Genomic DNA, 26,190 nt, shown 5'->3' with positions numbered 1-26,190 from the left:
ACCTTCGCCGCCTCGCCGCGGCGGCGCTACCGTATCGTGAACGTGCGGCTCGAAAGATCGGAGAGCCAGAAACCGGGCGGGGGAAGGACCGGCGGTTTCCCGGGGGTGTTCAGACCCCCGTAGAGCTTGTAGAGCCCCTTCGGCCAGTCGGCCCCGACGGTGAACACCGCGAGCGTGCCCTCCGACGCCTCTCCTATGGCGAACCCCCGGTAGACCGGGACCGGCGACGACGTCCAGCGATGGTTCCCGGCGTAGAAGAGCCAGCTCCCGGAGGGGAGAAAGACCGCGATATACGGGTCCACGACGTTGTCTTCCTGAACCGCGCCGGGCCAGAGGGAGTAGATCAGCGCGATCTGGGAGCCGGGGGCGTACGTCTCCGAGACGGTGTCGACAAGGATCCCCGGTTTGGAGCTGACCGACAGGGTGACGCCGGCGGCGGACGCCTGCCCGTCCGGGTTGACGACGACGACCGCCCAGATGCCGGTGCCGAGCGTTCCCGCGGCGTAGTTGAGCGAGATGCGCGTCCCCGAAGCCTCCGGGTCGAAGGGGCCGAATTGCGCGCTACCGATCCTCACCGTGCAGCCGTCGAGGAAGTTCCGGCCGCTGATGGTCAGGGGGCCTCGGTAGTTCTGATTGATGCCGCTCGGGGAGATGCCGGTCACCACCGGTACGGGGAGCGAGGTGATGGTGAAGCCCGGGGTTGCGGCGGTCCCCAGCGCGCCGAACTGGCCGTCAGGATTGACGACCCGCACGGAGTAGTCCCCCCGTTTCATCCCGTTCGGCACCAGCGCCGAGAGCTGCGTGGCGGAGGTCCAGACGACTTCTTCGCACGGCGTATCGGTGCCGGCCGGGCTCGGCCCCCTGAGGAAGACGGCGGGCGTTTCGCGGAAGTTGTACCCGGTGATCCGCAGCGCGGTCTCCTCGTTGACGAGCCCCCAGTTCGTCCTGCCGCTGAGGCCGTACGGCGCGCCGTCCTTGCCGTCCGCGCGAACGGCGGTCGAGATCGCCGGCTTGGGCAGGAGCGCCGTGAAGTTTGTTCCGATTGTGTCCGAGGGGGCGGCGGGCTTAATGGAAACCGATTTCGACGCGGGGGAGAAGGTGTAGCCGAGCTTCGTCGGCTTCACGACATACGCGGTCGCGTGGGGGGGCAGGCCGTAGATCGTGTAGTACCCGTTCTCGTCCGTGATGTCGGCCAGGACCGTGTGCCCCGCGAACTGCGCGCTGATGTCCACCTCGACGCGGACGCCCGGCACGGCTTCTTTCAGCTTGTCCAGGATCCTGCCGGAGATCGAGTAGGTGCGCCGCGTATCGGGATTGCGGTGCGGGAGCCACGTCGCCATGCCGAGGTAGCCGTTTTCGCTGCGGTCCCAGATGTAGCGGCTCACCACGTTGTCGTCCGTCGTGACCCACCAGTTGTTCACCGCCCAGATGTCGAGCTGGTAGAGGGACGGGGGCTTGTTCGATCCCTGCTCCATCCGGATATTGAAATCGGTGGAGGGATTCTGCACGCCGTAGAACTCGTTTTCCCCCTCGCTGTAGGGGGCAGAATAGGTCGGGGGCCAGTAGCCCGACGCGTCCGGGTCGCCGAGGTCGATGTTGTCGTAATCCGGGTAGGGGTGAAAGTAGTAAACATCGTTTACCGCCCAAGTTACCGGGGGATCCTCGGAGAAGAAGAGCGTGTTGTTCGTCACCGGGTAGGAGGGGATGGAACCGATGGCGGTGATGACGCCAACGGGGGTCACGATGTCGGGGTACTTGAACACCTCGATCCCCGGCTCGGCGCCGATTTCGTAGAAATCGACGCTGTCGTCGATGAGGTAGTTGGACCCCCCGTCGTCGCACTCCCCGGTCACCGGTTCGAGGGCGGTCACGCCGACGGGGTGGTAGATGCCCGCCTCGAGATCGATCGTGCCCCAGCGCGCCCAGACGTTGTTGATGAAACCGCCGATGCGGGAGAACTGGACCTTGATGACGTCGAGGTTGTCGTCCCACTCGATGCCGTTCCCCTCGTCGCCGAGGCCGATGATATTGCAGTTGTCGAGCGTGGCGCTGCAGTGGGAGGGGAACGAGGAGCTCTCGAATTTGACGGACTCGTTGCCGACGACGCCCGCGGCGGTGCGCGCGACGGTCGTGTCTTTGAGCGAGACGTCGGCCCACCAGTCGATATCCACCGGCCCGGAGGCGAATGCGCAGCCGATGAATGCCGGTGCAGAGTACTCCGTCGCGTAGACCGCGGCCTTGTTGTCGTCCTTGTCCTCGACAAGCCCCGTGACGTTGCAGTTCGTGATCACGGGCGCGGAGACCCCCACGCACTCGAATCCGACGATCGCGCTGATGACCGTGCAGTCGGTGATCGCGGGGGCGGAGTCGCTGTCGAAAAACATCCCGACCGCGACGTCGTTGATGAGGCAGTTCCGCGCCGCGGTGGCGGGGGTGCAGGAGGTGAAGTTGATGCCGTAGACGCTCCGGGCGATATTGCAGTAGTCGATGGTCCCCGTGGCACCGGGAGACGCGTATCTGTCGGAGAAGACGATGCCGAACCAGCCCATCGCGGCGGTGCCGGTGCTGGTCAGGGTGACCGGCTCGGCTTCCGTGCCGTTGATCTTCAGCGTGCCGTAGACGATGATCTCAGACCGCGCGAGGTCCCATCCCCAGTGCGTGTCGTCGCTGTTCTCCCGGAACCTGACCTCCGTCCCCTTCCCGATGGTGAGCGTGGCGCCCGCGGCGATCGTGATGTCGCCGGTGACGGTGATCGGGTTCATCGACGCGTTCCACGCCGTGGAGCCGTAGATGGTCTTGCCCGGGATGGTGGTCGGTGCGGCCCCTGAGGCGGCGGGGATGATGCAGGCCAAAATCGCGGGAAGGAACGCGCGGCGCAGGCGCATCGACGTGCCTCCTGTAGGGGCCTTCAGTACCCCGGCGTCGAGCCGAGGCCGTGGCGGAGCTTCCGCGGCTCCCACCATTTCGTCTTCGGGATGTTGAGCTGCCGGTTCTGCTCCTCGCGCTGCGCCATCCAGAGCGAGTCCTTGTTCTCCTCGGTGACCACGTTCGCGGTCACGAAGATGAGGATGTTGCTGTTCCGGATCCTCTTCGTGGAGTTGGAGAACAGGTAGGGGCCCACGTACGGGATCTCGCCGAGGAGCGGGAGCTTGGTGACGGCGGCGGACTCGTCCTCGCGCATCAGCCCCCCGATGGCGAGCGTCTGGCCGTTCCTGATGAGCACGTCGGTCTCGGCGGTCCTGGTGGAGATGACGGGCAGCTGCGCGTTCGTCGCCCCGCCGAAGGTGGTGAAGGAGAGGATGTCGCTGACCTCGGGGACGACCCGCATGTTGATGTACTCGTCCTCGTTGACGTGCGGCTTGACCTTTAGGACGATGCCGATGTCCTTGTAGGTGAAGTTCGATATCTCCCACTGGCCGGTGTCGTTGTTGAACTGGAAATTGGGGATCGGCCACTGGTCGGCGACCTTCATCACCGAGTCCTTGTTGTCGGCGGTGACGATCTTCGGGTGGGAGATCAGGCTGGCGTCGGTCTGCTCCTGGAGGAAGTTCAGGGTGAGCTGGAAGTTGTCGGGGGTGAGGACCGCCTGCGTGAGCTCGGTGGTCATCACCTTCCTGCCTCCCTGGTTGACGCCGTACGGCTGATCGCTGAGCTCGCCGATGTTGAGCGCGTTGTCCCCCACTCCGCCCTCCGCCTCCATGAGCTTCTGGATGCCGGTCGCCCCGTCGACGATGTTCCTGGTGCTGATGTTGCTGCGCTCGCTCGTCGTGCCGTCGGTCGTGGAGATGGTCGTGCCGCCGGGGAAGGTGGTGCTGGTCGAGTCCGTGGAGGTGCTGGTCCTTTTCCGGGTGTCCGCCTCGTTCAGGATGTTGGAGTAGATGTCCGCGGAGGTGTCCTCCCTGCCGCGGGTCTCCTCGCGGACGATCGACCAGAGCCCCTCTCCCTGGGGCGGGCCGATATTCACGTTGTACCCCTTGAGGGCGACCCAGTTGATGCCGATATTCTCGTCGAAGTCGTCCTTCAGCTCCAGGATGCGCGCCTCGATCATCACCTGCGGCGTGCGCCGGTCGAGGCGCTCGATGACCTCCTCTATCTCGTTCAGCCGCTTCGGGATGTCGGTCACGACGAGGGTGTTGCTGCGGTCGTCGGGCTTGAGCTGGCCGCGCTGGGGGGTGAGGAGGTGCTGGATGGAGTTGGCGACGTCCTTGGCCTGCGCGTAGGAGAGGGCGAAGACCTTCGTGTCCAGCGGCTCCTTGTCGAGCTGATCGCGCGAAAGGACGCGGAAGACGTTGTTCTGCTTCACGTAGGAGTAGTTGTTCGACTCGAGGATCAGCTTGAGGGCCGATTCCCACGGGACGTCCACGAGGCGGATGGTAACCTTGCCCTGCACCTCGGGTCCGGCGATGACGTTGATGCCGTAGCGCATCGAGAAGATGCGGAGGATGTTCACGATGTCGGCGTCCTTGAAGTCGAAGGTGACCTTGCCCGAGGCGGGGATCCCCGCCGGCGTGGGCACCGCCTTGACGCCGACGACGGGCGACGCCGTCGGGGTGGGCGCGGCGTCGGGGGGCGGCGCGCCCGGGGCTTCGTCCGGCAGCGGCTTCGTCGACAGGGACGGTCCGGCGGCGACCTGCACCGGCGTCGGGAGGGGGCCCGTCTCGGCGGCCGTTTCGACGAGCGGGGCGCCGGGAGCGGGAACGGGGGCCGCCGTCTCTAGGACGGTCCGCGCGGCCTGGGCGGGTACCGCGTCGCCCTCGGGGGCTGTCAAGGCGGCCCGGGCGGGCGCCGCCGTCTCGGGGACGGTCCGCGCGGCCTGGGCGGGTACCGCGTCACCCTCGGGGGCTGTCAAGGCGGCCCGGGCGGGCGCCGCCGTCTCCGGGACGGTTCGCGCGGCCTGGGCGGGGGCGACGGCGGTCCTCCGCGCCACTTTGAACGAGTCCCCCTCCTCCACGTACGAGAGATCGCAGGCGTCGAGCACCTGCATGAGCGCGGCCTCCCACGGCACGTTCTCCACCATCACCGTCACCCGGCACTGGATCTCCGGATCGGCGCTGATGGAGATATCGAAGCGGCGCGCGAAGGTGGCGAGCACGCCGTGGATATCGGCGTCCCTCACGTTGAGGGAGACGAGCCCTGACGCCGCCGCGGGCGCCGGGGCGGCCGGGCGCTCGTCCTGGGCGATTGCCGGCGACACGGCGAGGGCCAGCCCGCACAGGACGCACCAGCGCACTCTCCCCCGATGTAGGCTCATCCTATCTCCTCTCTCTTTCAGGGTCACGCCGCAGGGGCACCTCCACCCGTTGATTCGCGAAGATGAACACGAAGCCATCCGGCCTGATCTCGACGATGGTGCAGCCGTTGACCTCCTCCCCTATCTCGACGATCTCGTCGCCGATGAGGACCCGCGGATTTTCGGGGTCGAAGAGCACGCCGCTCGTGTGCTCGATGAACCAGGCGCGGAACGGCTCGATGTCGACCACGGACTCCTCGACGACGATCTCCTCCTGCTTCTTCTCCTCCACCGGGGGGAGGAACGGGTTGCGCCTCCCGTGGCTGTCGTAGACAAACGACTCCGCAGACAGTATACCCCCTGCGAGGGAAAAAACAAGCCCCGCCATCCCGAGGCGAATCCCCTGCCGCATCGTCCGTTTCCCCCGCGATCCCGGGGCTCCCGGGGCCGTTTTCCGGCCCCGCCTGCCCCCCGGGCGTTCCGCGCCCGGCGGCCCGGCTACCTCGTTGTGGGCGCAGGGGGCTGCGCATCCTTCCCCTTGCCCGTGAGGTAGCGCACGATGAGCACCACCTTCTGCCCCGCCGGATCGTTGCCCTCTATCGAGATGTCCGTGACCTCGAGGAACCTGTTGGCCCCCTCGATCCCGGCGAGGAACTGGCCGAGCTCGTGGTACCCGCACTGCATCCTGAGTTCCCAGGTGCGTTCCGAGTAGTTCGTTTTGAGCTCGTCGCCGAGGGAGCCGCCCCCCGCCGCGGCGGGGAGGTAGCGCTGACTCACGTCCTTGACCCCCGCCCGGGCCGCGTGCTCGTTGACCTGGCGGGAGAGCCAGGTGTGGTCGGTCTCGAGCGGGACCTCCTTCAGCGCGGCATCCCGTTTCTTCTGAAGCTCCTCCGTCTCCTCCCGGAGACGCGAAAGGCCCTTCACCGCCATCTCCGCCTTCTGCAACTGCTCGCGGTAGGAGCCGGGCGACTCCAGCGGCTCCTTGCCGTCCGTGGTTTTCGCGGAGGGCCACAGCTGCCAGGCGAGGACTATCGCCAGCAGGCCGAACATCGCCGAGACCGCGATGATCTCGATCTGCTTCTTTTCCAGGCCCATAATCACCGTGCGGGGTTCAGGCGGTTCGCGCAACGCGCCCCGTTCAGCCGGCCGTACCGGCTCCCCGTGCCGTGTCAGCAAAGACCCGCGGCCGCCGACCCCATCCTACTTCTTCTTCTTCGCCTTGTCCGGCTGCGCCGCGCCGGGCGGCGCGCACTTGATCTCGAACGACCGGCGTCCCTGGTCGAGACTCTCGATCGCGTAATCCAGATGCGGGAACGCATCGATGAAGAACGGCGTGCGGCGGAGGGACTCGATGAACTCCACCACCTTCTCGTTCCCCGCCCCGGGGACCGCCTCGCCCTTGACGGTCAGGAGGACCGGCGGCTTGGAGTTGTAGCCGATCCTGCCGAGAAACAGCTCGCGGGGCATCGCGTCGCTTATCGCGTTGAGCGTCCGCCCCCAGAGCAGCCGCCTGGCGCTGAACGCGTCCAGCGCCCCGAGTTCCTTGGCGATCTCCTGCTTTTTCTTGACGACCGCGTCCGCCTCCTCCCGCTGCGGGGTGATCTCGCGGAGGCGCCTTTTTACCTCCGCCAGGTCCCGCATCCGGCGCCCCACGACGAAGAGGATGACGCCGATGACGACGGCCGCCAGCACCGCCGCCGCGCCGACGAGCAAGGCCACGTTCACCTTGACCTTGCGCATCCGCTCGATCTTGCGCATCTCCTCGGGAAGCAGATTGACCTGTATCATCGGCGCGTCGAATCCCGTGGTTGTGTCGGCCGCCGCCCCGCCCCGGCGCGGCGCTCGCCGCGGCCCGCCCCTACTCGCCGACCGCGAGGCCGGTCGCCACCGCCAGCAGCGACTCCCGCCCGCGGACCCCCTCGCGTTCCGCCCCCCCCTCGAGCGAGATGCCCCGCAGCGGATCCCAGAGGGCGACCGTGAATCCGAACTCCGCCGCGAGCGTCTCCTTGAGCGCGTGGCAGAGCGCGCACCCGCCGCTGAGGTAGATCGCCTGAACGGTCTTGCCGGCCTTGGACGAGACGTAGCCGAAGGTGGAGCGGAGCTCGCGGGCGAGCACCATCGCCATCGGGCTCATATACTCCATCACCGCCGGGTCGGCGGCCTCCTTGCGCCGCTCCGCCTCCGCGAACGGGATGCCGAGCCCGCGGGCGATGGCGAGCGTGACGTTGTTGCCCCCCACCTCGATATCCCGCGTCAGGCCGAGGTCCTTGGCCGTGATGACGTTCAGGATGGTCCTGGCCGCGCCTATGTGGAGCAGGGAGACCGTCTGATCCGGCGGGATGTCGGGCATCGCCGACTCGAACGCGTTGGCGAGGGCGATCGAGTCGATGCCGAGGATCCTGGGGACGAGCCCGATCTCCTTCAGGAGCTCGAGCCGCTCGTTGACCACGCTCTTCCTCGCCGCGGCGAGCGCGACCTTCATCTTGGGGCGGTCCTTCGCCTCGGGGTCGAGGATGGGGCAGTCGAAGACGCAGTCGTCGAGACTGAACGGGAGGAGCATCTCCGCCTCGTACTTGATGCTGGACTTGAGGTCGAGGGGGGTCATCCTCGGCATCTCCGTGAGCCGGACGATGACCCCCTTGCCGGAAACGGATACGCGGAGGTCGGAGAGGTCGAGGCCGGGCCTCGCGACCGCGTCGGAGAGGGCCTTCCTGACCGCGCTGACGGGGATCGGGTTCTCGGAGTCGCGCTCGAGGGGGACGATGGCGCTGTCGCGCAGGGCCCAGGCCCCGGGGCCGCCGCTGACGGCGACCAGCTTGATCGAGGAGAAGCCGATGTCGAGGCCGATGGCGTGACCGGCTTTTCGCCTCGTCCTCGGAAGCAGATGTGAAAGCATCCGCCCTCTCCCGGCCGCCTCGCGCCTGGATCGCGGGCACGCGCACACGCGCACCGACCTTGTCGCTAGTGTACTCGGCCCGATTGAGGATGTCAACCGGATGGTCCGGATGGCCCGGGTCGCGGCGCGCCGGGGAACGGCCGCAGTCGCCGGGCCCGCCGCGCGTGTGGTACAGTATCTCCTCGGGAGGAGGAGAAGATGCGGCGCGCGCGCTCCGTTCTCCGGGGGCGGTATCTCATCGTGGCGCTCCTCGTGGGGGCAATCTACGCCAATACGATGGGGCACGGCTTCGTCTGGGACGATCCGCACCTCATCATTCGCAACGTCAACACGCACCGGCTCCGCTCCATCCCCCTGCACTTTGCCTCGGAGTTCCTGGGAGGCGGGCGGCGGGGCGGGACCGGTCCGGTCAACGCATACTGGAGACCCGTGGTGCTGGTCACCCTGTCGCTCGACCACGCGCTCTGGGGTCTTGCCCCCGTCGGCTATCACCTGACGAACGTGTGGCTGCACGCGCTCAACGCGGCGCTGGTCCTCCTCCTGTTCCGCCTCATTCCCCGCACGCGGCCCGCCGCATTCCCCGCGGCGATCCTCTTCGCCTGCCACCCGCTCCAGACGAACGCGGCGGCGTACATCTCCGGGCGGACCGACCTGCTCGCGGCCCTCTTCGTCCTCCTCGGCTGCATCCTCCTCGCGCGGCGGCTCGCCCTGCCCGCCCCCTCCGGCGCGGGGGAAGCGGCGACCGCCTGCGCCGTGGGACTCTGCACGGCGCTCGCCGCGATGTCGAAGGAGTCCGCATTCGCCGCCCCCCTGTTGCTCCTCCTGACCGGGGCCCTCTCCGCTCCGTCCCGTGACGGAAAAGGCGCCCCTCCGGCGCCCGGGAGGCGCGGCGTGATCCTGCGCCTCGCCGGCGCGTCCGCCGCCGCGCTCTGTCTCGTGCTGGTTTGCCGGCGCCTCGCCGGCCTCCCCCCTCCCGCCGCCGCGCCCCCCTCCCTCCCCATCCTGCTCGCCGCCGCCAAGAGCATCTTCGTGTACGCGGCCCTTATCTTCTTCCCCGTCGGCCTCCATATGGAGCGGTTCCTTCCCGTTCCCCCGGCCGTGACGCCCGCGACCCTCATCCCCGCCGCCGCCGTGCTGCTCGCCGCGCTCGTCGTCGCGCGGGCGCTGCTCCGCCGGGGGGCCTCGCCCGTCCCGCTGCTCTTGTGCTGGGCGCTCGCCGCCCTCCTCCCCGCCGGCAACCTCCTCCCGCTCTACCCCGCGTACGCGGACCGGGCGATCTTCATCGGGGAGCAGTTTCTCTACCTCCCGCTCGCCGGCCTCTCGGCCGCGATCGCTTACGCGTGGGGCTCCCTTCTCGGCGGCATGGCGCGCCGACGGCTTCGCAACTCGCCTCCTCATCAAGCGGATGAATCCGCGCAATGTGAAGGAGACGCACAGCCGGGGAACGGGGACAGCGGGCGGGCCGGCGACGGAACCGCCGCGCAGACGGCCTGGCGCGCCGGGGGCGTCGCGACGCTCCTGCTCCTCTCCGCCCTCGCCCGCCTGCACAACGACTACTGGCGGGACGCAGCCACCTTCTACTCCGAAACAATCTCGCGCAGTTCGTACAGCGAACGGATGCAGATCAACCTGGGGCTCATCCGCGCGGCCGAGGGGAGGTACGAGGAGAGCGAGCGGATCCTGCGAAACGTCGCCGCGCGCAACCCGCGCTCGCTCCTCGCCCGTCTCAACCTCGCGCACACCTACCTCTGGATGCACCGCCCCGACGACGCGCGGGCGGAGATCGAGGAGGCGGCGCGCCTCGCGCCCGGCTCGCCGGAGGTGCGCGCCGTGTCCGGCCTTCTCGCCCTCGAGGAGGGGCGGCCGCGCGACGCCGTCCGGGAACTGTCCGCGGCGGTCGAGGCGGCGCCGAGGGATCCCGCGCTCGGCGTCAAGCTCGCCTCGGCGTTGTTGGCCGCGGGCGAACCGGAACGCGCCGAGCGCGCCGTCCGCGAAGCGCTCGCCGTCGATCCCTCCTCATTCGAGGCGCAGATGCTGCTCGCGGTCTGCTGCGAGAGGCAGGGTAAAACGCGCGAGGCGTTCGAGGCGTATCGCGGCATCGCGAGGAGCCGCCCCGACTTCGGGCCGGCGGTGCAAAGGGCGCATCGACTCATGCGGAACGCGAACTGAGCCTATGCGGCGAGGGCGCCCGCGCGACGCCGTCCGGGTCCTGCAGCGGCCGAGGCGGCGCCGGCAGGCACGACAGACGCGCGCAAGGGCGGCGGTTGCGCAGGCGCATAGACAACGAAACGGGGCGGCATCCGTCCGGATACCGCCCCGTTCCTTGTTGCGTTACGCGCTGCGCGGCCTCACTCGTTGAACGTGGACACCGACCCGTGCGTGCTGCAGCTCGACGCGGTCCCCGTGGCGCCGATCGTGTAGGTGCCGCCGCCCGGACAAGCGGAAGACGTCGTCAGGTTCGTGAGGTAGGGGTCGAGAGCCGCAGTCACGTCGACGCCGGTCCCCAGACCCGCCTCGAGCGCGTACTGCTGCACCGCCGAGTCGAACTGGCGCAGGTTGTTGAGGCAGGAGTTCTTCTGCGTCTGCTCGCGCGCCCGAATGAAGTTCGGGATGGCGATGGCAGCGAGGAGACCGATGATCGCGACTACGATCATGATCTCCACCAGTGTAAACCCGCTCTTTCTCATCTCACCGCACCTCCTTTCAGAAGGTTTCCTCTGTTCGACTTCCTGGATAAGCAATATCCGTTCCATCTGAAATATATAATGTCATATGCATCATTGCACTGCAGCGCAACTAGTTAGGATCCGAATCGAGGTTAATTCTCATTCCATCCGCCCCGGATTCCGCATAGATGCGAAAACTGATGTGCTGAATTCGCAAAATCGCAAAATACCAGTTCATCGTCAGGAATCATTCGCTTCCTTCTCGCGTCTCGTTTCGTTTCCGTTTGCGCGCAGGCGGTCTATCTTCCGGTAGAGCGTGGCGAGATCTATTCCCATCAGTTTCGCCGCGGCCTTCTTGTCGCCGCCGGTCTCCTCGAGCACCCTGCGGATGTGCGTCCGCTCCTTCTCCTGGACGAACGCCTTCAGGTTTCTCGTCTCGGCGTTCTCGAAATCGTCGCCGGCCATCGCGATCTTCTCGGGGAGATGCTCGCGCATCACGAGGCCGCCGTCGCTCAACGCCGCGATCCGCTCGATGGCGTTCTCCAGTTCCCTGACGTTGCCGGGCCAGTCGTAGGCGGTGAGGAGCTTCAGCACCTCGCTGCTCATCTTGATCGCGAGACCCCCCTCGCGCTTCGCGACCGCCTTCCGTATGAAATGCTCCACCAGGAGCGGGATGTCCTCCTTGCGCTCCCGCAGCGGCGGCAGGTCGATCGGGATCACGCTGAGGCGGTAGTACAGATCCTCGCGGAACGCCCCCCGTTCGATCATCTCCTCGAGCCGCTCGTTCGAGGCGGCGATCACCCGGACGTCGACCTTGATGTTCCTCGTCGCGCCCACGGGCTTGACCTCGCGCTCCTGCAGGACGCGAAGGAGGCTCGACTGGATCGCGGGGCTGGTCGCGCCGATCTCGTCGAGGAAGATGGTGCCGCCGTCGGCCGCCTTGAAGAGCCCGTCCTTGGAGGCGACCGCCCCCGTGAACGCCCCCTTCACGTGCCCGAAGAGCTCCGACTCCAGGAGCGACTCCGGGAGCGCGCCGCAGCTCACCGCGACGAACGGCCTGTCGCGGCGGGCGCTGTTGAAGTGGAGGGCGCGCGCGACAAGCTCCTTGCCGGTGCCGCTCTCGCCGTAGATCAGGACCGTGCTATCGGTGTCCGCCACCTTCTCCATCTTGCGGAACACCTTCTGGATCGCCTCGCTCGAGCCGACGATGTTGTCGAAGCGGTAGATCTCCGCGAGCTCGCGCTTCAGGGTGACGTTCTCCCGCACGAGGGCGCGGTGCGCGAGGGCGCGCCTGAGCGACAGCCGCAGCGCCTCCAGGTGGAGCGGCTTGATGAGGTAGTCGTGGGCGCCCTGCTTCATCGCCTCGACGGCGGTCTCCACCGAGCCGAAGGCGGTGATCATGATGACCACCAGGTCCCGGTCGCGGGCCTTGGCCTCCTTCAGGATCTCGATGCCGCCGATCGGGGACATCTTCAGGTCGGTGACGACGGCGTCGAGCCCGTCTTCACCGATGACGCGGAGCGCCTCCTCCGGCTCCGAGGTGGCGATGACCTCGTGCCCGTCGCGCTCCAGGGCGGCCTTGATGACCGTCAGGAGGCTCCGCTCGTCGTCGACCAGAAGGATCTTGGCCATCGGTTCGTCACCTCGCCCCGCCACGCGCGCGGTTCACGGGATTCAAACGGCGGGCCGCGCGGGCCCCCGCCTTCATCCGCCCGAATTCGGCGGAGCCGCGGGGGGCGGCCCCGCGCTCCCTCGCGCGCCCGCGCCCGCATCCTCCTCGCACGGGAGCGTGACCGTGAAGACCGTCCGCCCCTCGCGGCTCTCGGCGTCGAGCCGGCCCCCGTGGCCGCGGACGATCCGTTCCGCGATGAACAGCCCCATGCCGGTGCCGCTCCGCTTCGTCGAATAGAACGGCTCGAACAGGCGCGCCATCCCCTCGGCGTTCATCCCGGGCCCCGTATTCTCCACCCGCACCCGGGCGGCGGGTGTCTCCCCGGGGCGCGCGGGAACCCGCTCGACGCCGACGGTCACCTCGCCCCGCGGCGACGCCGCGTCGAGGGCGTTGTCGATGAGGTTGATGAAGACCTGCTTCATCTGCGCGCTGTCGACGCGCGCCCGCACCGACTTCTCGGCGCGGTCCCTGACGACGCGGAGCCCCTCGCCCCCCTGCCGCGTCTGCCTCTCGACACGGATCACCTCGTCGACGATGGCGCCGAGATCCTCCACGGCGCGGGAGTCGCGGCCCGGGCCCCCGGAGACCAGGAAATCGCTGATGATCCTGTTGAGCCGGTCCGACTCCTTGATGATGATCTCCGCCATCGCGGCGCCCTCGCCGTCTCCGAACCCGCTCTCCTTGAGCACCTCCACCGCCCCGCGGATGGCGGTGAGCGGCGTGCGGACCTCGTGGGCGACCCCGGCGAGGATGGCCCCGGCGGCGGAGAGGCGGTCGGCCCGGCGCATCCGTTCCTCCAGCTGGCGCATCTGCGTCAGGTCCCTGAAGAGGATGAGCAGCCCGAGCGGCGTCCCGTCCCCGTCCACGAGGCTCGACACGGTGAAGCCGACCGGGATCTCCGTGCCGTTCTTGCGCGCCACCCATATCTCGCAGCGCGCGAACGACCTCGCCTCCTCGACCAGCCAGCGGTCGTCGAAATCGCCGACCGTGCGGCCCAGGAAGGCGTGCCAGCTCTTCCCGATCATCTCGGCGCGCGTGTAGCCCAGGACCTCCTCGGCGCCCTCGTTGGCGAAGATGATCCTGCCGGAGGCGTCGGTGGTGATGAGACCGCCGTTGATCTGGGTGAGGATCCGCTCGTTGAGCTTCTTCAGATCCTCGATCTCGATCCGGTTCGCGTACAGGCTGTTCACCAGGTAATCCGCGAAGTAGCCGAGGATGCAGAAGATGGTGGCGCGCACCAGCACCAGGTAGGCCGCGTAGACCGGGTCGCAGGTAAGGCCGCGCGCAGGGTCCAGGGCGGGGGGGAGAAGGCTGCAGCACTCCAGGAGGGCGAGGACGGCGTAGAAGCCGCTGGAGCTGACCGCGAGGACCATCCCCGCCTGTCTCCCGAGGATGAGGCTCGCGAAGACGATCACCAGCACGTAGAGCAACACGAAGTTGCTGTTGATCCCCCCGGTGAAGCTCAGCAACGCGGTCACGACCGCGGCGTCGAAGAGGAACTGCCCGTACGCCTGCGTCCTGAGCCGCACCGGCGTCTTCAAAAGGACGATGTAGAGGAGCGTGGCGCAGTAGAGCACCCCGATGACGAAGAAGAAGGGGGTGGCCCCCTGCCCGAAGACCCAGGCGCTGACCGGCATCAGGACCGATATCAGGATCAGCCGGAGCAGCATGAACCATTTGACGCGGCTCAGCAACTCCGTCCGTTCCCGGGCGAGCTTCATGGCGCACGCTCCGTTCGGGGGGACGCGCGCCGCGCCCCCCCTGCCGCGTTCAGATCTTGACGACCGAGGAGAGCCTGAGGATCGGGAGGAACATGCAGATCACGATCGTCCCGACCACGATGCCGAGGAAGGCGATCAGGAGCGGCTCGATGAGGGCGGTGAAGCCGGCGAGGGTGGTCTGGACCTGGTCGTCGAAGAAGTCCGCGATCTTCTCGAGCATCGTGTCCACCTTGCCGGTCTTCTCCCCCACCGAGATCATCCGCACCACCATCGGCGTGAACATCTTGGTCTCCTCGAGCGGCCCCGCGATGCTCTCCCCCTCCTTGATCTTCTGCGCCGCCTTGCCGACGGCGAGCTCCACCGCGTAGTTGCCGGCGGTCTTGGCGACGATGTCGAGCGAGCGCAGGATCGGGACGCCGCTCCGCACCAGGGTGCTGAGCGTCCGGGCGAAGCGGGAGAGGACCACCTTGTGGATCAGGTCGCCGAAGACCGGCAGCCGGAGGACGAGGGCGTCAACGCGGAGACGCCCCTTGTCGGTCTTGTAGAAGGCGCGGAACGCGAAGACGATCCCGACGATCCCGGCAAGGGCGAGAAGGATGTACCGGCGCAGGTAGTCGCTGAACGTGAGCAGCATCTGCGTCGGGAGCGGCAGTTCGGCGCCGAAGCTCGAGAAGATGGTGCCGAAGACCGGGATCACCTTGACGAGCAGCACGATCGTGATGATGAGCGCCATCACCGAGACGACGAGCGGGTACATCATCGCGGATTTCACCTTCTTCTGGAGCGCGCGGGCCGATTCGAGGTACTTGGCGATACGGTCCATGATCTCGGCGAGGGTGCCGCTGTTCTCCCCCGCGCGGACCAGGTTCACGACCAGCGCGCCGAAGGCCCGCGGGTGCCGCTCCAGCGCGTCCGAGAGGCTCTTCCCCCCCTCGACGTCCTCCTTGACCGTCTTGATGACGGCGGCGAAGACCGGGTACTGGACCTGCTGCTGCTCGAGCGCCTCGAGCCCCTGGACGAGGGGGAGCCCCGCCTCGATCATCGTGGCGAGCTGGCGGGCGAAGATCACGACCGCCTCCGCCTTCACCTTCTTCTGGAACCGCTTCCGCCCCGCCTTCTCGTCCCGGACGATCTTGACCGGGATGAGGCCGCTCTTGCGGAGCTTGCCGATGACCTCCCCCTCGCTCTCGGCGGTCATCGTCGCGGCGACGTCGCGCCCCTGCAGATCCTTGGCCGTGTATTTGAAGTTGACCATGCGCCACACCTCCGTGCGAACCCGTCACCGCGGCGCCCCTCCGCCGGCGGAGGGGGAAGACGCCCCGCGGCGCCGCGCCTGCCGTTCCGCGCCCGTCAGTCGGGCGCGGTGACGCGCAGCACCTCCTCGATGGTGGTCTCCCCCTCCCGCACCCGGTCGAGGCCGACCATCCTGAGCGTCTTCATCCCCCGCCGCATCGCGGCGAGCTTGATCTCGCGCCCGGTCGCGCGCTTCATGATCTGTCCGCGGACCTCGTCGTCGATGGCGATCACCTCGATGAGCGCCATCCGGCCCGAGTAGCCGGTGTTGTTGCACGCGCCGCAGCCGGTCCCGCGCCAGACCAGGGGCTTCTGGCCCTTCGGGTAGCTCATCTGGGCCAGGCGGAGGGCGTCCTCGGGGACGTCGATCTCCTTCTTGCACTTCTTGCAGATGCGCCGGACGAGGCGCTGCGCGGCGACGAGGAGGGTCGAGGAGGAGATGAGGAACGGCTCGATGCCCATGTCGTCGAGGCGGGTGATGGCGCTCGCGGCGTCGTTGGTGTGGAGCGTCGAGAGGACAAGGTGCCCGGTGAGGGCGGACTTGACCGCGATATCCGCGGTCTCGAGGTCCCGGATCTCCCCGATCATGATCACGTCGGGGTCCTGCCGGAGGATCGACCGGAGGCCCGCGGCGAAGGTGAGGCCGATGTCGGAGCGGACCGAGACCTGGTTGATTCCCTGCATCTGGTACTCGACCGGGTCCTCGACCGTGATGACGTTCACCTCGGGCTTGTTGATGACCTTGAGGGCGGCGTAGAGGGTGGTCGACTTCCCGCTGCCGGTCGGGCCGGTGATGAGGATCATCCCGTACGGGGACGAGATCGCCCCTATGAACGCCTCGGCCCCCTCCTTGTGGAAGCCGAGTTTCGCCAGGTCGATGTTGTCGAGCCCGCTCTTGTCGAGCACGCGGAGCACCACCTTCTCGCCGAAGCTCGTGGGGAGGCAGGAGACGCGGAAGTCGATCTCGCGCCCGTGGACCTTGATCCTGAAACGCCCGTCCTGCGGCAGGCGGCGCTCAGCGATGTCGAGGTTGGACATGATCTTGATGCGGGAGGTGACGGCGTTCTGCATATGCTTGGGGGGGGCGACGCTCTCGTGGAGGACGCCGTCGACCCGGTAGCGGAGCTTCATCTCCTTCTCGAACGGCTCGATATGGATGTCGCTCGCCCGCTCCTTGATCGCCTGCACCAGCATCATGTTCACGATCTTGATGATGGAGACCTGGCCGGTCTGCTCGACGAGCTCGTCCAGGTTGATGTCCTGCTCGGACTCCTTCTTCTTCGCCTCGACGCCGACGCCGACGGCGTCCTTGAGGAGGTGCTCCATGTTCGCCTTGGAGGAGTAGAAATTCTCGAGCGCGTCGCGGAACTCCTTCCCCGCGCAGATGGCGGGCTGGATGTCGAGCCCCGCGATGAGGCGGATGTCGTCGAGCGCGAGCACGTTCAGCGGATCGACCATCGCCAAGGTGAGGGTGTTGCCGATCTTGGCGAGCGGGATCACCTTGTAGAAGCTGGCGACCTGCCGGGAGACCAGCTCGAGGACGTCGGGGGCGGGCCTGAACTTGGAAAGGTCGACGGGGGGGATGTTCAGGTGCGCCGCCACGGAGGCCATCAGCGTCTTTTCCGTGACGTAGCCGTTCTTGACCAGTATCTGGTCGATCCGCCCCCCCGTGAGCTTCTGCTCCTCGACGGCCTTCTCCATCTCCTCGCGGCCGACGCAGCCGTCCTGGAGCAGGATCTCGGGCAGTTCATCCAGAAGCGGCATCGACACGGTCATTCCTCCGGGAGGGCGTCTTCCTCGATCTGGAAGACCTTGATGCCTTCCTCGACGTCCGGTTCCTCCCCCAGGAACGCGCCCTCGTCCGCCCCGGCGGAGGCGGGCGCCTGCCGGGTCTCGGGAGGGGGTTGGGGGGCGGACGCGGCGGCGCGCAACGCGTGCGCCTCGACGGCGCCGTAGTGCTGTTCTATGGCGGAGAGTATCTCGCTCGGCGTGGAGACGAAGCAGAGCACCCTGCCGCCGACGGCCTTCTGGATCTCCCCGACCGCCCTGTCGTCCAGCGGGTTCTCCATCGCGACGGTGGTGACGGAGCCGATCCTGTCCACGGGGAAGCAGCGGTGCCTGAAGACGAGTTCCCGCGGGAGCGTCTTGAGGAGCTCCTTGTCCACGTCGTGGTTCTTCAGGGGCAGGTACGGGATCCGGTACTGCGCCGCGACGACGCCGACGACGTCCTGCTCGCTCGCGAATCCTAGCTCCACGAGCGATTCGCCCAGGAGCTTGCCGGTCTCTTTCTTGCGTTCGAGGGCCTGGTTGAGCTGGGCGCGGGTGATGACGCCGCTGTCAATCATAAGCTCCCCGACCAGCTTCTTGGTGACCTTCTTGAAAGCGGACACCCTCTCGCCCTCCCCGCCCTCGTGAAAAGAGGCGTCGGACCGCGGCCTGAATCAACGTAGCACGCAAAATTGATATAGTCAAGGAACCGTTTGCAAAAGTGCAAACCGGGTGCCGGTTATTCGGCGGCGAACCGGGAAGGAAACTCCGCGGAGACGAAACGACCGTCACTGAAAGGGCGCGCGCGGCGGCTCCGCCGGGTCACGCGGGGAGGGAGGTCAGGCACTTCTTGATCAGGATCGCCGGATCGACGCCGTCCACGGGCGCCGAGACGACGCTCACCGCGATCTCGGGACCCCAGTCCGCCATCGCGGAGAGCGGCCCCCACGAGAAGGAGGCGGCATCCTCCACGATGCGTTCCGCCGTCTGGATGGCCTGCTGGCGGTTGCATTCGGGGAGAATGATGCCCACGCCGGCCGGCCCCATCCTGCCGACCTTCTCGATCTTCGTGGTGTAGCGCTTCACGACGCCCGCCAGGCCCCTGACCGCCGCCGTGCCGTGTTCCGCGTCCGCGAGGATCCGGTCGGTGCCGGGGCGGCTCTTGAAACGGACCACCACGAAGGCGCACGGACGCTGGTAGAGCGCCGCCCGCTTGAGTTCCTCCACGAGAAGCGCCCTGAGGTGCCGCTCGGTGAAGATGCCGATCTTCTCGTCCGTGGTCTCCAACTGCCGCATCTTCAACGTCTTGCGCTCCACGTCCTCGGCGAGCGTGGAAAGGGACTGCTTGATCGCGGTGACCTCGTCCCCGCCGGGATGGGCCTGGAGACCGGCGGCGGCGTGCGGCACGAGACGGCGGGCGGTGCGCGAGAGGGCGATGATGGAGTTGACGATCTCATCCATCAGGTGAAACCCGCAGTAGGCGATGAGCATCGTGAGGAGGAGGATGGTGCTGGTCAGCCAGAGGGACTCGGAGAACGGGAAGACGAAGGTCAGTATGATATAGACGCAGACCAGGAGGGGGAGGATGGACATGCAGGCGAAGGCGGCGATGAACTTCGCCCGGAGCCCGTTGGGGAGCAGCGCGAGTCGCCCGAGGCTGAACATGGAGGCATGATGCCCGACGGCCGCGCGGGTGTCAAGAGGGATCCTGGGGCGCCTCCGCCGCCGCGCGGGCTCCCCCGGCGGGTCCGGCCGGCCGGGGCGCGCACCCCGCCCCGCAGGCCCCGCACCCCTGGCATCCGTGCGTCACGCAGTCGGGGGTGAACTCGCCGCGCGCGGCCTTCCGGCGCTCGCGGAGCAGGTAGCCGGGCGAAACGCCGGCATCGATGACCGACCAGGGGAGGAACTCGTCTTCGCGGAAGCTCCTGCCCGCGTACGCGGCCGGGTCGATCCCCTCCCCGCGGAACGCCTCCCTCCAGATCGACGGGTCGTGGCACTCCCTCCAGCCGTCGAAGCGCGCCCCCCTGCGCCAAGCGTCGAGGATGACGGCGGCGAGGCGGCGGTCGCCCCTGGAGAAGACCCCCTCGAGCGCGCTCAATTCGACGTCGTGGAACCTGAGCGTCGCGTTCCGCTGCCGCACCTCCCGGCGCAGGAATCGCTGCGTGTCGCGGAGCATCTCCGCCGACGTCATCCCGTCCCGCTGGAACGGCGTGTGCGCCTTGGGCACGAACGACGAGACGGTCACGGAGACCTCCCACCTCCCCTTCCCCCTGCCGCGCAGCGACGCGACACGGCCGATGCAGTCCGCGATCCCCTTGAGGTCCTCTTCGGTCTCGCCGGGGAGGCCGATCATGAAGTAGAGCTTCACGGATCTCCAGCCGCGGTCCTTGAGCGCCGCGGCGAACCGGAGCAGGTCGTCGAGCGAGACCTTCTTGTTGATCCGCCGCCGCATCGCCTCCGTGCCCGCCTCGGGAGCGAGGGTGATCCCCGTCTTGGCCCCCGCGGAGAGGCGGTCGGCGAGCGCGTCCGTGAGGCGGTCGGGCCGGAGCGAGGGGATCGACAGGGAGACCGGCCCCGGGGCGGGGAGCTTCGCGACCCGCTCCGCCAGGGAGGCGAGACCGGGGACGTCGCCGATCGACAGGGCGCAGAGGGCCACCTCGCCGTGCCCGGTCCGGCGGAGGGCCTCCTCCGCCGCCGCGCAGACGCGGTCGGGCGACTCGTCCCGAACCGGGCGGTAGATGAAGCCCGCCTGGCAGAACCGGCACCCCTGCCCGCAGCCGCGCCGCACCTCGATCGCCGCCCGGTCGTGCACCGCGGCGACGTGCGGGACCGGAAAGGCGGAGAGCCAGCGGGCCGAGTCGAGTTGCGCGACGAGGCGGCGCCGCACAGGCGCCGGGACCCCCTCGGTGACCGGCTCGATCCCCCCGAGGGACCCGTCCGGGAGGCGCCGCTCCCGGTAGAGGGACGGCGCGTAGACGCCCGCCACGCCGCGGGCGAGGCGGAGGATCAGGTCGCCCCTCGCGCCGCCCCCCGCCCGCTTCCATCGCCCGAGCTCCTCCATCAGCTCGGGGAGCGCCTCCTCCCCGTCGCCGACCACGAACAGGTCGACGAACTCCTCGAGCGGCCCCGGCGAGTACGCCCCCGGCCCGCCGGCGACGACGAGCGGGAGGGCGGATTCGCGGTCGCGGGCGCGGAGCGGGACGCCGCCGAGGTCGAGCATCGTGAGGATGTTGGTGTAGGTGAGCTCGTGCTGGAGCGAGAAGCCGACGAGGTCGAATCCCCGCAGCGGCCGGAAGGTCTCGAGCCCGTAGAGCGGCACCCCCCGCGCGCGCATCTCCCGCTCCATGTCGGGCCACGGGGCGAAGACCCGCTCGGCGGCGAAACCGGGGCGCGCGTTGACGAGGGAGTAGAGGATCCTCAACCCGAGGTGGCTCATCCCGATCTCGTAGACGTCCGGGAAGGCGAGCGCGATGCGCACCTCCGCGCCGCTTTTCGGCGTCGCGCCGAATTCCCCGCCGATGTAACGCCCCGGCTTCGTCACGCGCGGCAGCACCTCCCGCTCGAGCACGCCGCGGATCCCGGCCGTTCCCCCGTTGTCCATTCGCCCCCCTCCCCCGTCCCCGTTCCGCCTTCGCCGTGCGCCGCTAGAAGACGTACCTCCGCGCGCTGATGCTCTGGAGCACCCCGAGCGAGATGCAGGTGCCCACGAGCGAGGAGCCCCCGTAGCTCATCAGCGGGAGCGGCAGCCCGGTGATCGGGAGCAGCCCGATCGTCATCCCGATGTTGATCACCACGTGGGCCGCCAGCAGCACCGTGATGCCGACCGCCGCCAGCTTCCCGAACTCGTCGCGCGCCTGCTCCGCGATCCTCAACCCCGCGAAGATGATCGTCGCGTAGAGCGCGAGCAGCAGGGCGCAGCCCAGGAACCCCGCCTCCTCGGCGAGCACGCAGAAGATGAAGTCGGTGTGCCGCTCGGGGAGGAACCGGAGGTGCGTCTGGGTGCCGTGGAGCCAGCCCTGCCCCCATACCCCGCCGCCCCCCACGGCGATGCGGGACTGGATCGCGTTGTAGCCGGCGCGCAGCGGGTCGAGCCGCGGGTCGAGGAAGACCTTGATCCGGAGCTTCTGGTACGGCTTGAGGAGCAGCCAGCCGGCGGGGAGGGAGAGGAGGCCCGTCAGCAGGATCCCGGAGAGGTAGGAGCGGCGGGCGCCCGCGACGAGGAGCATCGCCAAAATGACCGGCGCGAAGACGAGGGCGGTGCCGAGGTCGGGCTCGCGCAGGATGAGGGCGACCGGGACGCCGGCGAGGAGCAGGGCGCCGCCGAGGTAGGAGGCGGACCGCCGCGAGGCGTCCTCCCTCGAGAGGTACCGCGCGAGGGCGAGGATGAGGACGATCTTGGCGAACTCCGACGGCTGCACGGCGAAGGAGCCGATGCTGAACCAGCTCCGCGCCCCCCGCCGCGCGTCGGAGGCGGCGAGGAGGAGGACGAGGACGAGGATGCAGGCGCCGTAGAGCAGATACGCGGAGGAGGCCAGCCTCCGGTAGTCCGTCGCCGCCAGCAGGGCCGCCGCCGCGAGGCCGATGGCCGCCCACGCGGCCTGGCGCGCCACGTACGCGCTCCCGGCCCCCTCCCCCATCCCGAGGGATGCGCTGTAGATGAAGGCGAGGCCGAGCGCCACGATCGCGGAGGCGCAGGCCGTGATCGCCCACGAGGTGTGCCGGTAGCGCGAAAGGTTCAGCATGCCGTCCGTCCCCACGCGTCCGCCGCCGCCGCGGCGGGCGCGCCGTGTTCTACCCGTGCAGGTCGACGCCGAAATAGGCGGCGAGGATCTTCTGCGCGACGGGCGCGGCGAAGAACCCGCCGGATTCGCGCCCCTCGAGCAGCACCGCCAGGGCGATCCGCGGCTCGCCGGCCGGGGCGTAGCCGATGAACCAGGCGTGGTTTTTCCGCCGCTCCTCCGTCCCCACCTGCACGGTGCCGGTTTTCCCGGCGACCTCCACCCCCTTCAGCCGGGCCTTCTGGCCGGTCCCGTAGCGGGAGTTGACCGCGCGGCGGAGCCCCTCCTGCACGAGGGCGAGGTCGCCGGGACGGAGCGGGATCTCCCGCGCCGTCTCCGGGCGGCCCTCGAGCAGCGTCTCGCCCAGCGGGGAGACGACGCGCTCCACCAGGAAGGGGCGCGGCAGTTTCCCGCCGTTGGCCACCGCGGCGATGAGTGTCGCGGCCCTCAGCGGGGTGAAGGAGAGATACCCCTGCCCGATCGACATCACCACGGTGTCGCCCGGATACCAGGCGCGCATCCCGCGCCGCTCCCTCCACGCGGCCGTCGGGGCGACGCCCGCCCGCTCGCCGGGGAGGTCGATTCCGGTCGGCTCGTCGAAGCCGAAGGCGGAGGCGACGCGCACGAGCTCGTCCCGTCCCGCGCGGTGGCCGGCATTGTAGAAGAAAACGTTGCACGAGTACATCAGGGCGTCCTCGACGGCGACCGCCCCGTGCCCCTTCTCGAGCCAGCATTTGAACGGGCGCCTGCCGAGGAAGAAGGCGCCGGTGCAGGTGAACCGCGTCTCGCCCGAGATCGCGCCGCTCTCGAGGGCGGCCAAGGCGACGAGCGGCTTGAAGGTCGAGCCGGGGGAGTAGACGCCCTGCGTCGCCCGGTTCACGAGCGGCAGCGAGGGGTCGCTCATCAGGGCGCGGATGAGCTCCGTCTCCGCGGGGGGGAGGAACGCGGCCGGGTCGTAGCCGGGACTGCTCGCCATGGCGAGCACCGCGCCGGTGGCCGGATCGAGCGCGACCACCGCGCCGACCTCCCCCTCGAGGGCGGCTTCGGCGGCGCGCTGCGTCGCCAGATCCACCGTCAGATACACCGCCGCGCCGGGGACCGGGTCCCGCCTGTAGAGGACCCGGTCGAGGTAGCCGCGGCTGTCCACCTGTATCCCCTCGGCCCCCGCCGCGCCGGCGAGGAAGCGTTCGCACCGCTTCTCAATGCCGCTCTTGCCGACGAAATCCTGCCGCGTGTAGCCCCGCTCCCTCAGCCGCTCGAACTCCCCGGGATCGATGGCGCCGAGGTGGCCGAGGACGTGCGAGAGCAGGCGTCCGTGGGGATAGCTCCTCCTCGGGCGGACGCCGACCTGCACGCCGGCGAGCCCGGGGCGGCGCTCCTCGATCGCGAGCATCGCCTCCTCGCCCGCGTCCGCCTCGACCGTCACCGGCAGGTACGCGTACGAGCGGCCGGCGGCGATGCGGGCGCGCACCTCCTCCGGCGCGATGCCGAGGATGCCCCCCAGCGCCTCCTCCGCCTCGTCCATATCCTCGACGTCGCCGGGGACGACCTCGACGTCGAAGCTCACGCGGCTGTCGGCGAGGATCTCGCCGCGGCGGTCGCGGATGGCGCCGCGCGGGGCGGGACGCCGGACGAGGCGCACGCGGTTGCTCCGCCCCATCTCGCGGTACTCCGCGCCGCGGACGGCCTGGACGTACCAGAGGCAGCAGAGGATGACCAGCAGCGCCGCCGCGACAAGGCAGGCGATCCCGCGCACGGCGGGGGTCGGGAACAGCGCCTCCTCCGGGAACCTTTCGAGCCGATCCTTCACGGTCTCCTCACCTCAGCACGAGGCGCCACGCCAGGCGGAGCGGCGGCGCGATGCAGGCGTTCACGAGCGCGGCCGCAAGCAGCGGGCCCGGCCCCCCGTACGCCGGCTCGCCCCTGAGCGCGGTGAAGAGGAGATACAGGGCGGCCGCGGCGAGCGTCCCCGCGAAGGCGGCGGCGGACCCCACGGCCCAGTGCGCCGGCCCCCGCGCGAGGCGGAGCCGGTTCATGAGCAGGGCGAGCGGGATGAAGACCGCGGCGGAGACGCCGAACGGCCCCGTGGAGAGGGCGTCCTTGCACATCCCGGCGAACGCCGCCGCGAGCACGGCCGCCTCCGCGCCGCACAGCGCGGCGATGGAGAGGACGGAGACCAGCAGCGGGTCGGCGGGGAGGCGGATCCCCGCCGGCGTCGCCGCGCACGCGGCCTGGACCGCCGCGACGAGGCCGATCAGGAACGCCGCCGGAAGCGCTCTCACCTGGGAACGTCCCCCTCCTCCCCCGCGCGCCTGCCGGTCACCACGAACACCGCCTCCAGCCTCGAAAAGTCGACGCTCGGGGAGATGTCGGCGCAGCTCGAGAGGCCGGTCTCCCCGTCGTAGACGCCGATGACCGTCCCGATTTCGAGCCCGCGCGGGTAGACGCCGCCGAGGCCCGACGTCAGCACCCGGTCGCCGGGCCTGGCATCCGGCCGGCGCGGGAGGTAGTCGAGGCGCAGGGTGTTGAACGACGAGCCTCCCGCGAGGCCGGTCTCTCTCGTGCGCGCGACGACCCCCCCCACCCTGCTCCGCCGGTCCACGATGAGAAGGACCGTGCTGATCTCCGGGGCGCAGTCGACGACCTTCCCCACCACCCCCCCCTCCGCAACGACCGCCATCCCCGGACGGACGCCGCGCCGCGCGCCCTTGTCGATCACGACGCCGCTGTACCAGCGCTGCGTGTCGCGCCCGATCACCTCCGCGGGGAGCAGCGCGAGCGGGCTGGAATCCCTGAACTCGAGGAGGCGCTGCAGGCGGCTCTTCTCCTCCTTCAGGCCGCCCAGGGCGGAGACCTGCCCGCGCAACTCGGCGCACTGCCGGCGCAGGAGCGCGTTCTCCTCCTCGATCCGGCGGCGGGAGGCCAGCGACGCCGCGAGCCGCCCGGGGGCGTCCAGGACGACGCGGGCGCACCGCACGAGCGGGAAGAGCGCCTGGGCGAGGAGGAGGCGGGTGGAGACGGCGACGCGCGCCGGGAGCGCGAGAAACGCACAGACGAGAACGGCGGCCACGGCCAGCCGGGCAACGTTCCGGATCGACATCTAAACGATCAGGACCTCTTGCGCTCCGCGGGGATGAACCTCTGGAGGAAGTACAGCTCGTCGAGCACCTTCCCGGTGCCGAGCGCGACGGTCTGCAGCGGCTCGTCGGCGAGGTGGACGGGGAGGCCCGTCTCCTCCGAGATGAGGCGGGGGAATCCTTTGAGCAGGGAGCCCCCCCCCGTCATGATCAGGCCGCGGTCGACGAGGTCGGCGGAGAGTTCGGGGGGGCAGCGTTCGAGCGTGATCCGCACCGCCTCCACGATGGTCGAGATCGACTCGGAGAGCGCCTCGCGCACCTCCTCGGAGGTGATCCGCAGCGTCTTGGGGAGCCCGGCGATGAGGTCGCGGCCCTTCACCTCCATCACCCGCTCCTCGGCCAGCGGGTAGGCGGACCCGATGGAGATCTTGATCTCCTCCGCGGTGCGCTCGCCCACCATCAGGTTGTAGTTCCGTTTCAGGTACTGGATGATCGCCTCGTCCATCTCGTCCCCCCCCACCCGGACGCTCTTGGAGAAGACGATCCCCGCGAGGGAGATGATGGCGACCTCGGTGGTGCCGCCGCCGATGTCGACGACCATGTTCGCCGCCGGCTCCTGGACGGGGAGGCCGATGCCGATGGCGGCGGCCATCGGCTCCTCGATGAGGTAGACGAGGCGCGCGCCCGCCTGCTCGGCGGAGTCCTTCACCGCCCGCTTCTCGACCTCCGTGATCCCGGAGGGGACGGCGATGACGACGCGCGGCGCGACGAGCGACCTCCGGTTGTGGACCTTGCGGATGAAGTACCGGAGCATGCTCTCGGTGATGTCGAAGTCGGCGATGACGCCGTCCTTCAGGGGCCGGATGGCGACGATGGAGCCCGGGGTCCGGCCGAGCATCTTCTTGGCGTCCTCGCCCACCGCGAGCACGTTGTTCGTGCCGGCCTGCACCGCCACGACGGAGGGCTCCAGCAACACGATCCCCTCCCCCTTCACGTAGACGAGGGTGTTGGCGGTTCCGAGGTCGATCCCGATGTCGTTGGAGAACAGCCCCAGCAGGTAGCTGAGCATGGCGCCCCTTCCGGTATGCCG

At 69.1% G+C, this 26,190-nt stretch carries 20 protein-coding genes; 1 reads left to right on the top strand and 19 read right to left on the bottom strand.

Going from position 1 to position 26,190, the window contains the following annotated elements:
* Positions 1-26: 26 nt before the first annotated feature.
* From GXY35_00245 to pilM, 6 genes are all read right to left on the bottom strand, one after another.
* Entirely contained in the window at positions 27-2,885 is a 2,859-nt protein-coding gene (locus tag GXY35_00245) for a carboxypeptidase regulatory-like domain-containing protein (protein NLW93032.1), read from the bottom strand.
* A 23-nt stretch (positions 2,886-2,908) separates the two neighbouring features.
* Positions 2,909-5,251 (bottom strand): hypothetical protein, encoded by a 2,343-nt coding sequence (locus GXY35_00240; GenBank protein NLW93031.1) that lies wholly within the window; start codon positions 5,249-5,251, stop codon positions 2,909-2,911.
* Between the two features lies 1 nt (position 5,252).
* Complete coding sequence (locus GXY35_00235; GenBank protein NLW93030.1) at positions 5,253-5,642, bottom strand: general secretion pathway protein GspB; 390 nt, start codon at positions 5,640-5,642, stop codon at positions 5,253-5,255.
* An 86-nt stretch (positions 5,643-5,728) separates the two neighbouring features.
* Positions 5,729-6,325, bottom strand: coding sequence for a type 4a pilus biogenesis protein PilO (gene pilO / locus GXY35_00230; GenBank protein ID NLW93029.1), 597 nt, complete (start codon positions 6,323-6,325; stop codon positions 5,729-5,731).
* Between the two features lie 105 nt (positions 6,326-6,430).
* Positions 6,431-7,018 carry a hypothetical protein gene (locus GXY35_00225; GenBank protein ID NLW93028.1) on the bottom strand — a complete coding sequence of 196 codons (588 nt, stop codon included), beginning with the start codon at positions 7,016-7,018 and terminating at the stop codon, positions 6,431-6,433.
* 70 nt (positions 7,019-7,088) lie between these two features.
* A complete protein-coding gene (gene pilM, locus GXY35_00220) occupies positions 7,089-8,126 on the bottom strand; it encodes a type IV pilus assembly protein PilM (GenBank protein ID NLW93027.1) in 1,038 nt (345 codons plus the stop codon).
* 198 nt (positions 8,127-8,324) lie between these two features.
* Between pilM and GXY35_00215 the strand changes: the two genes are divergently transcribed.
* On the top strand, positions 8,325-10,295 hold the full coding sequence (locus GXY35_00215; GenBank protein NLW93026.1) for a tetratricopeptide repeat protein: 1,971 nt from the start codon (positions 8,325-8,327) through the stop codon (positions 10,293-10,295).
* A 179-nt stretch (positions 10,296-10,474) separates the two neighbouring features.
* On the opposite strand, the gene GXY35_00210 is transcribed toward GXY35_00215, so the two are convergent.
* From GXY35_00210 to GXY35_00150, 13 genes are all read right to left on the bottom strand, one after another.
* Positions 10,475-10,813 carry a type II secretion system protein gene (locus tag GXY35_00210; GenBank protein NLW93025.1) on the bottom strand — a complete coding sequence of 113 codons (339 nt, stop codon included), beginning with the start codon at positions 10,811-10,813 and terminating at the stop codon, positions 10,475-10,477.
* A 219-nt stretch (positions 10,814-11,032) separates the two neighbouring features.
* A complete protein-coding gene (locus GXY35_00205) occupies positions 11,033-12,424 on the bottom strand; it encodes a sigma-54-dependent Fis family transcriptional regulator (GenBank protein NLW93024.1) in 1,392 nt (463 codons plus the stop codon).
* Between the two features lie 72 nt (positions 12,425-12,496).
* Complete coding sequence (locus GXY35_00200; protein ID NLW93023.1) at positions 12,497-14,185, bottom strand: PAS domain S-box protein; 1,689 nt, start codon at positions 14,183-14,185, stop codon at positions 12,497-12,499.
* 49 nt (positions 14,186-14,234) lie between these two features.
* Entirely contained in the window at positions 14,235-15,440 is a 1,206-nt protein-coding gene (locus tag GXY35_00195; protein ID NLW93022.1) for a type II secretion system F family protein, read from the bottom strand.
* Positions 15,441-15,535: 95 nt separating this feature from the next.
* Positions 15,536-17,242, bottom strand: coding sequence for a Flp pilus assembly complex ATPase component TadA (gene tadA, locus GXY35_00190; GenBank protein ID NLW93021.1), 1,707 nt, complete (start codon positions 17,240-17,242; stop codon positions 15,536-15,538).
* Between the two features lie 8 nt (positions 17,243-17,250).
* Positions 17,251-17,868, bottom strand: a complete 618-nt coding sequence (locus tag GXY35_00185; GenBank protein ID NLW93020.1) for a hypothetical protein — start codon at positions 17,866-17,868, stop codon at positions 17,251-17,253.
* 199 nt (positions 17,869-18,067) lie between these two features.
* A complete protein-coding gene (locus GXY35_00180; protein ID NLW93019.1) occupies positions 18,068-18,910 on the bottom strand; it encodes a hypothetical protein in 843 nt (280 codons plus the stop codon).
* Between the two features lie 31 nt (positions 18,911-18,941).
* Positions 18,942-20,813 (bottom strand): TIGR03960 family B12-binding radical SAM protein, encoded by a 1,872-nt coding sequence (locus tag GXY35_00175; GenBank protein ID NLW93018.1) that lies wholly within the window; start codon positions 20,811-20,813, stop codon positions 18,942-18,944.
* Between the two features lie 76 nt (positions 20,814-20,889).
* Entirely contained in the window at positions 20,890-21,987 is a 1,098-nt protein-coding gene (gene rodA, locus GXY35_00170; protein ID NLW93017.1) for a rod shape-determining protein RodA, read from the bottom strand.
* A 49-nt stretch (positions 21,988-22,036) separates the two neighbouring features.
* Positions 22,037-23,833, bottom strand: a complete 1,797-nt coding sequence (gene mrdA, locus GXY35_00165; GenBank protein ID NLW93016.1) for a penicillin-binding protein 2 — start codon at positions 23,831-23,833, stop codon at positions 22,037-22,039.
* Positions 23,834-23,840: 7 nt separating this feature from the next.
* Positions 23,841-24,305, bottom strand: coding sequence for a hypothetical protein (locus GXY35_00160; GenBank protein ID NLW93015.1), 465 nt, complete (start codon positions 24,303-24,305; stop codon positions 23,841-23,843).
* On the bottom strand, positions 24,302-25,123 hold the full coding sequence (mreC, locus tag GXY35_00155) for a rod shape-determining protein MreC (GenBank protein NLW93014.1): 822 nt from the start codon (positions 25,121-25,123) through the stop codon (positions 24,302-24,304). The genes GXY35_00160 and mreC overlap by 4 nt, the downstream gene beginning before the upstream one ends.
* 8 nt (positions 25,124-25,131) lie before the next feature.
* A complete protein-coding gene (locus GXY35_00150; protein NLW93013.1) occupies positions 25,132-26,169 on the bottom strand; it encodes a rod shape-determining protein in 1,038 nt (345 codons plus the stop codon).
* Between the last annotated feature and the right edge of the window lie 21 nt (positions 26,170-26,190).

It is taken from the genome of Chlamydiota bacterium, from assembly GCA_012729785.1.
Taxonomy (GTDB): Bacteria; Auribacterota; Tritonobacteria; order UBA1439; family UBA1439; genus UBA1439.
This window is presented reverse-complemented; position numbering and strand designations above follow the sequence as displayed.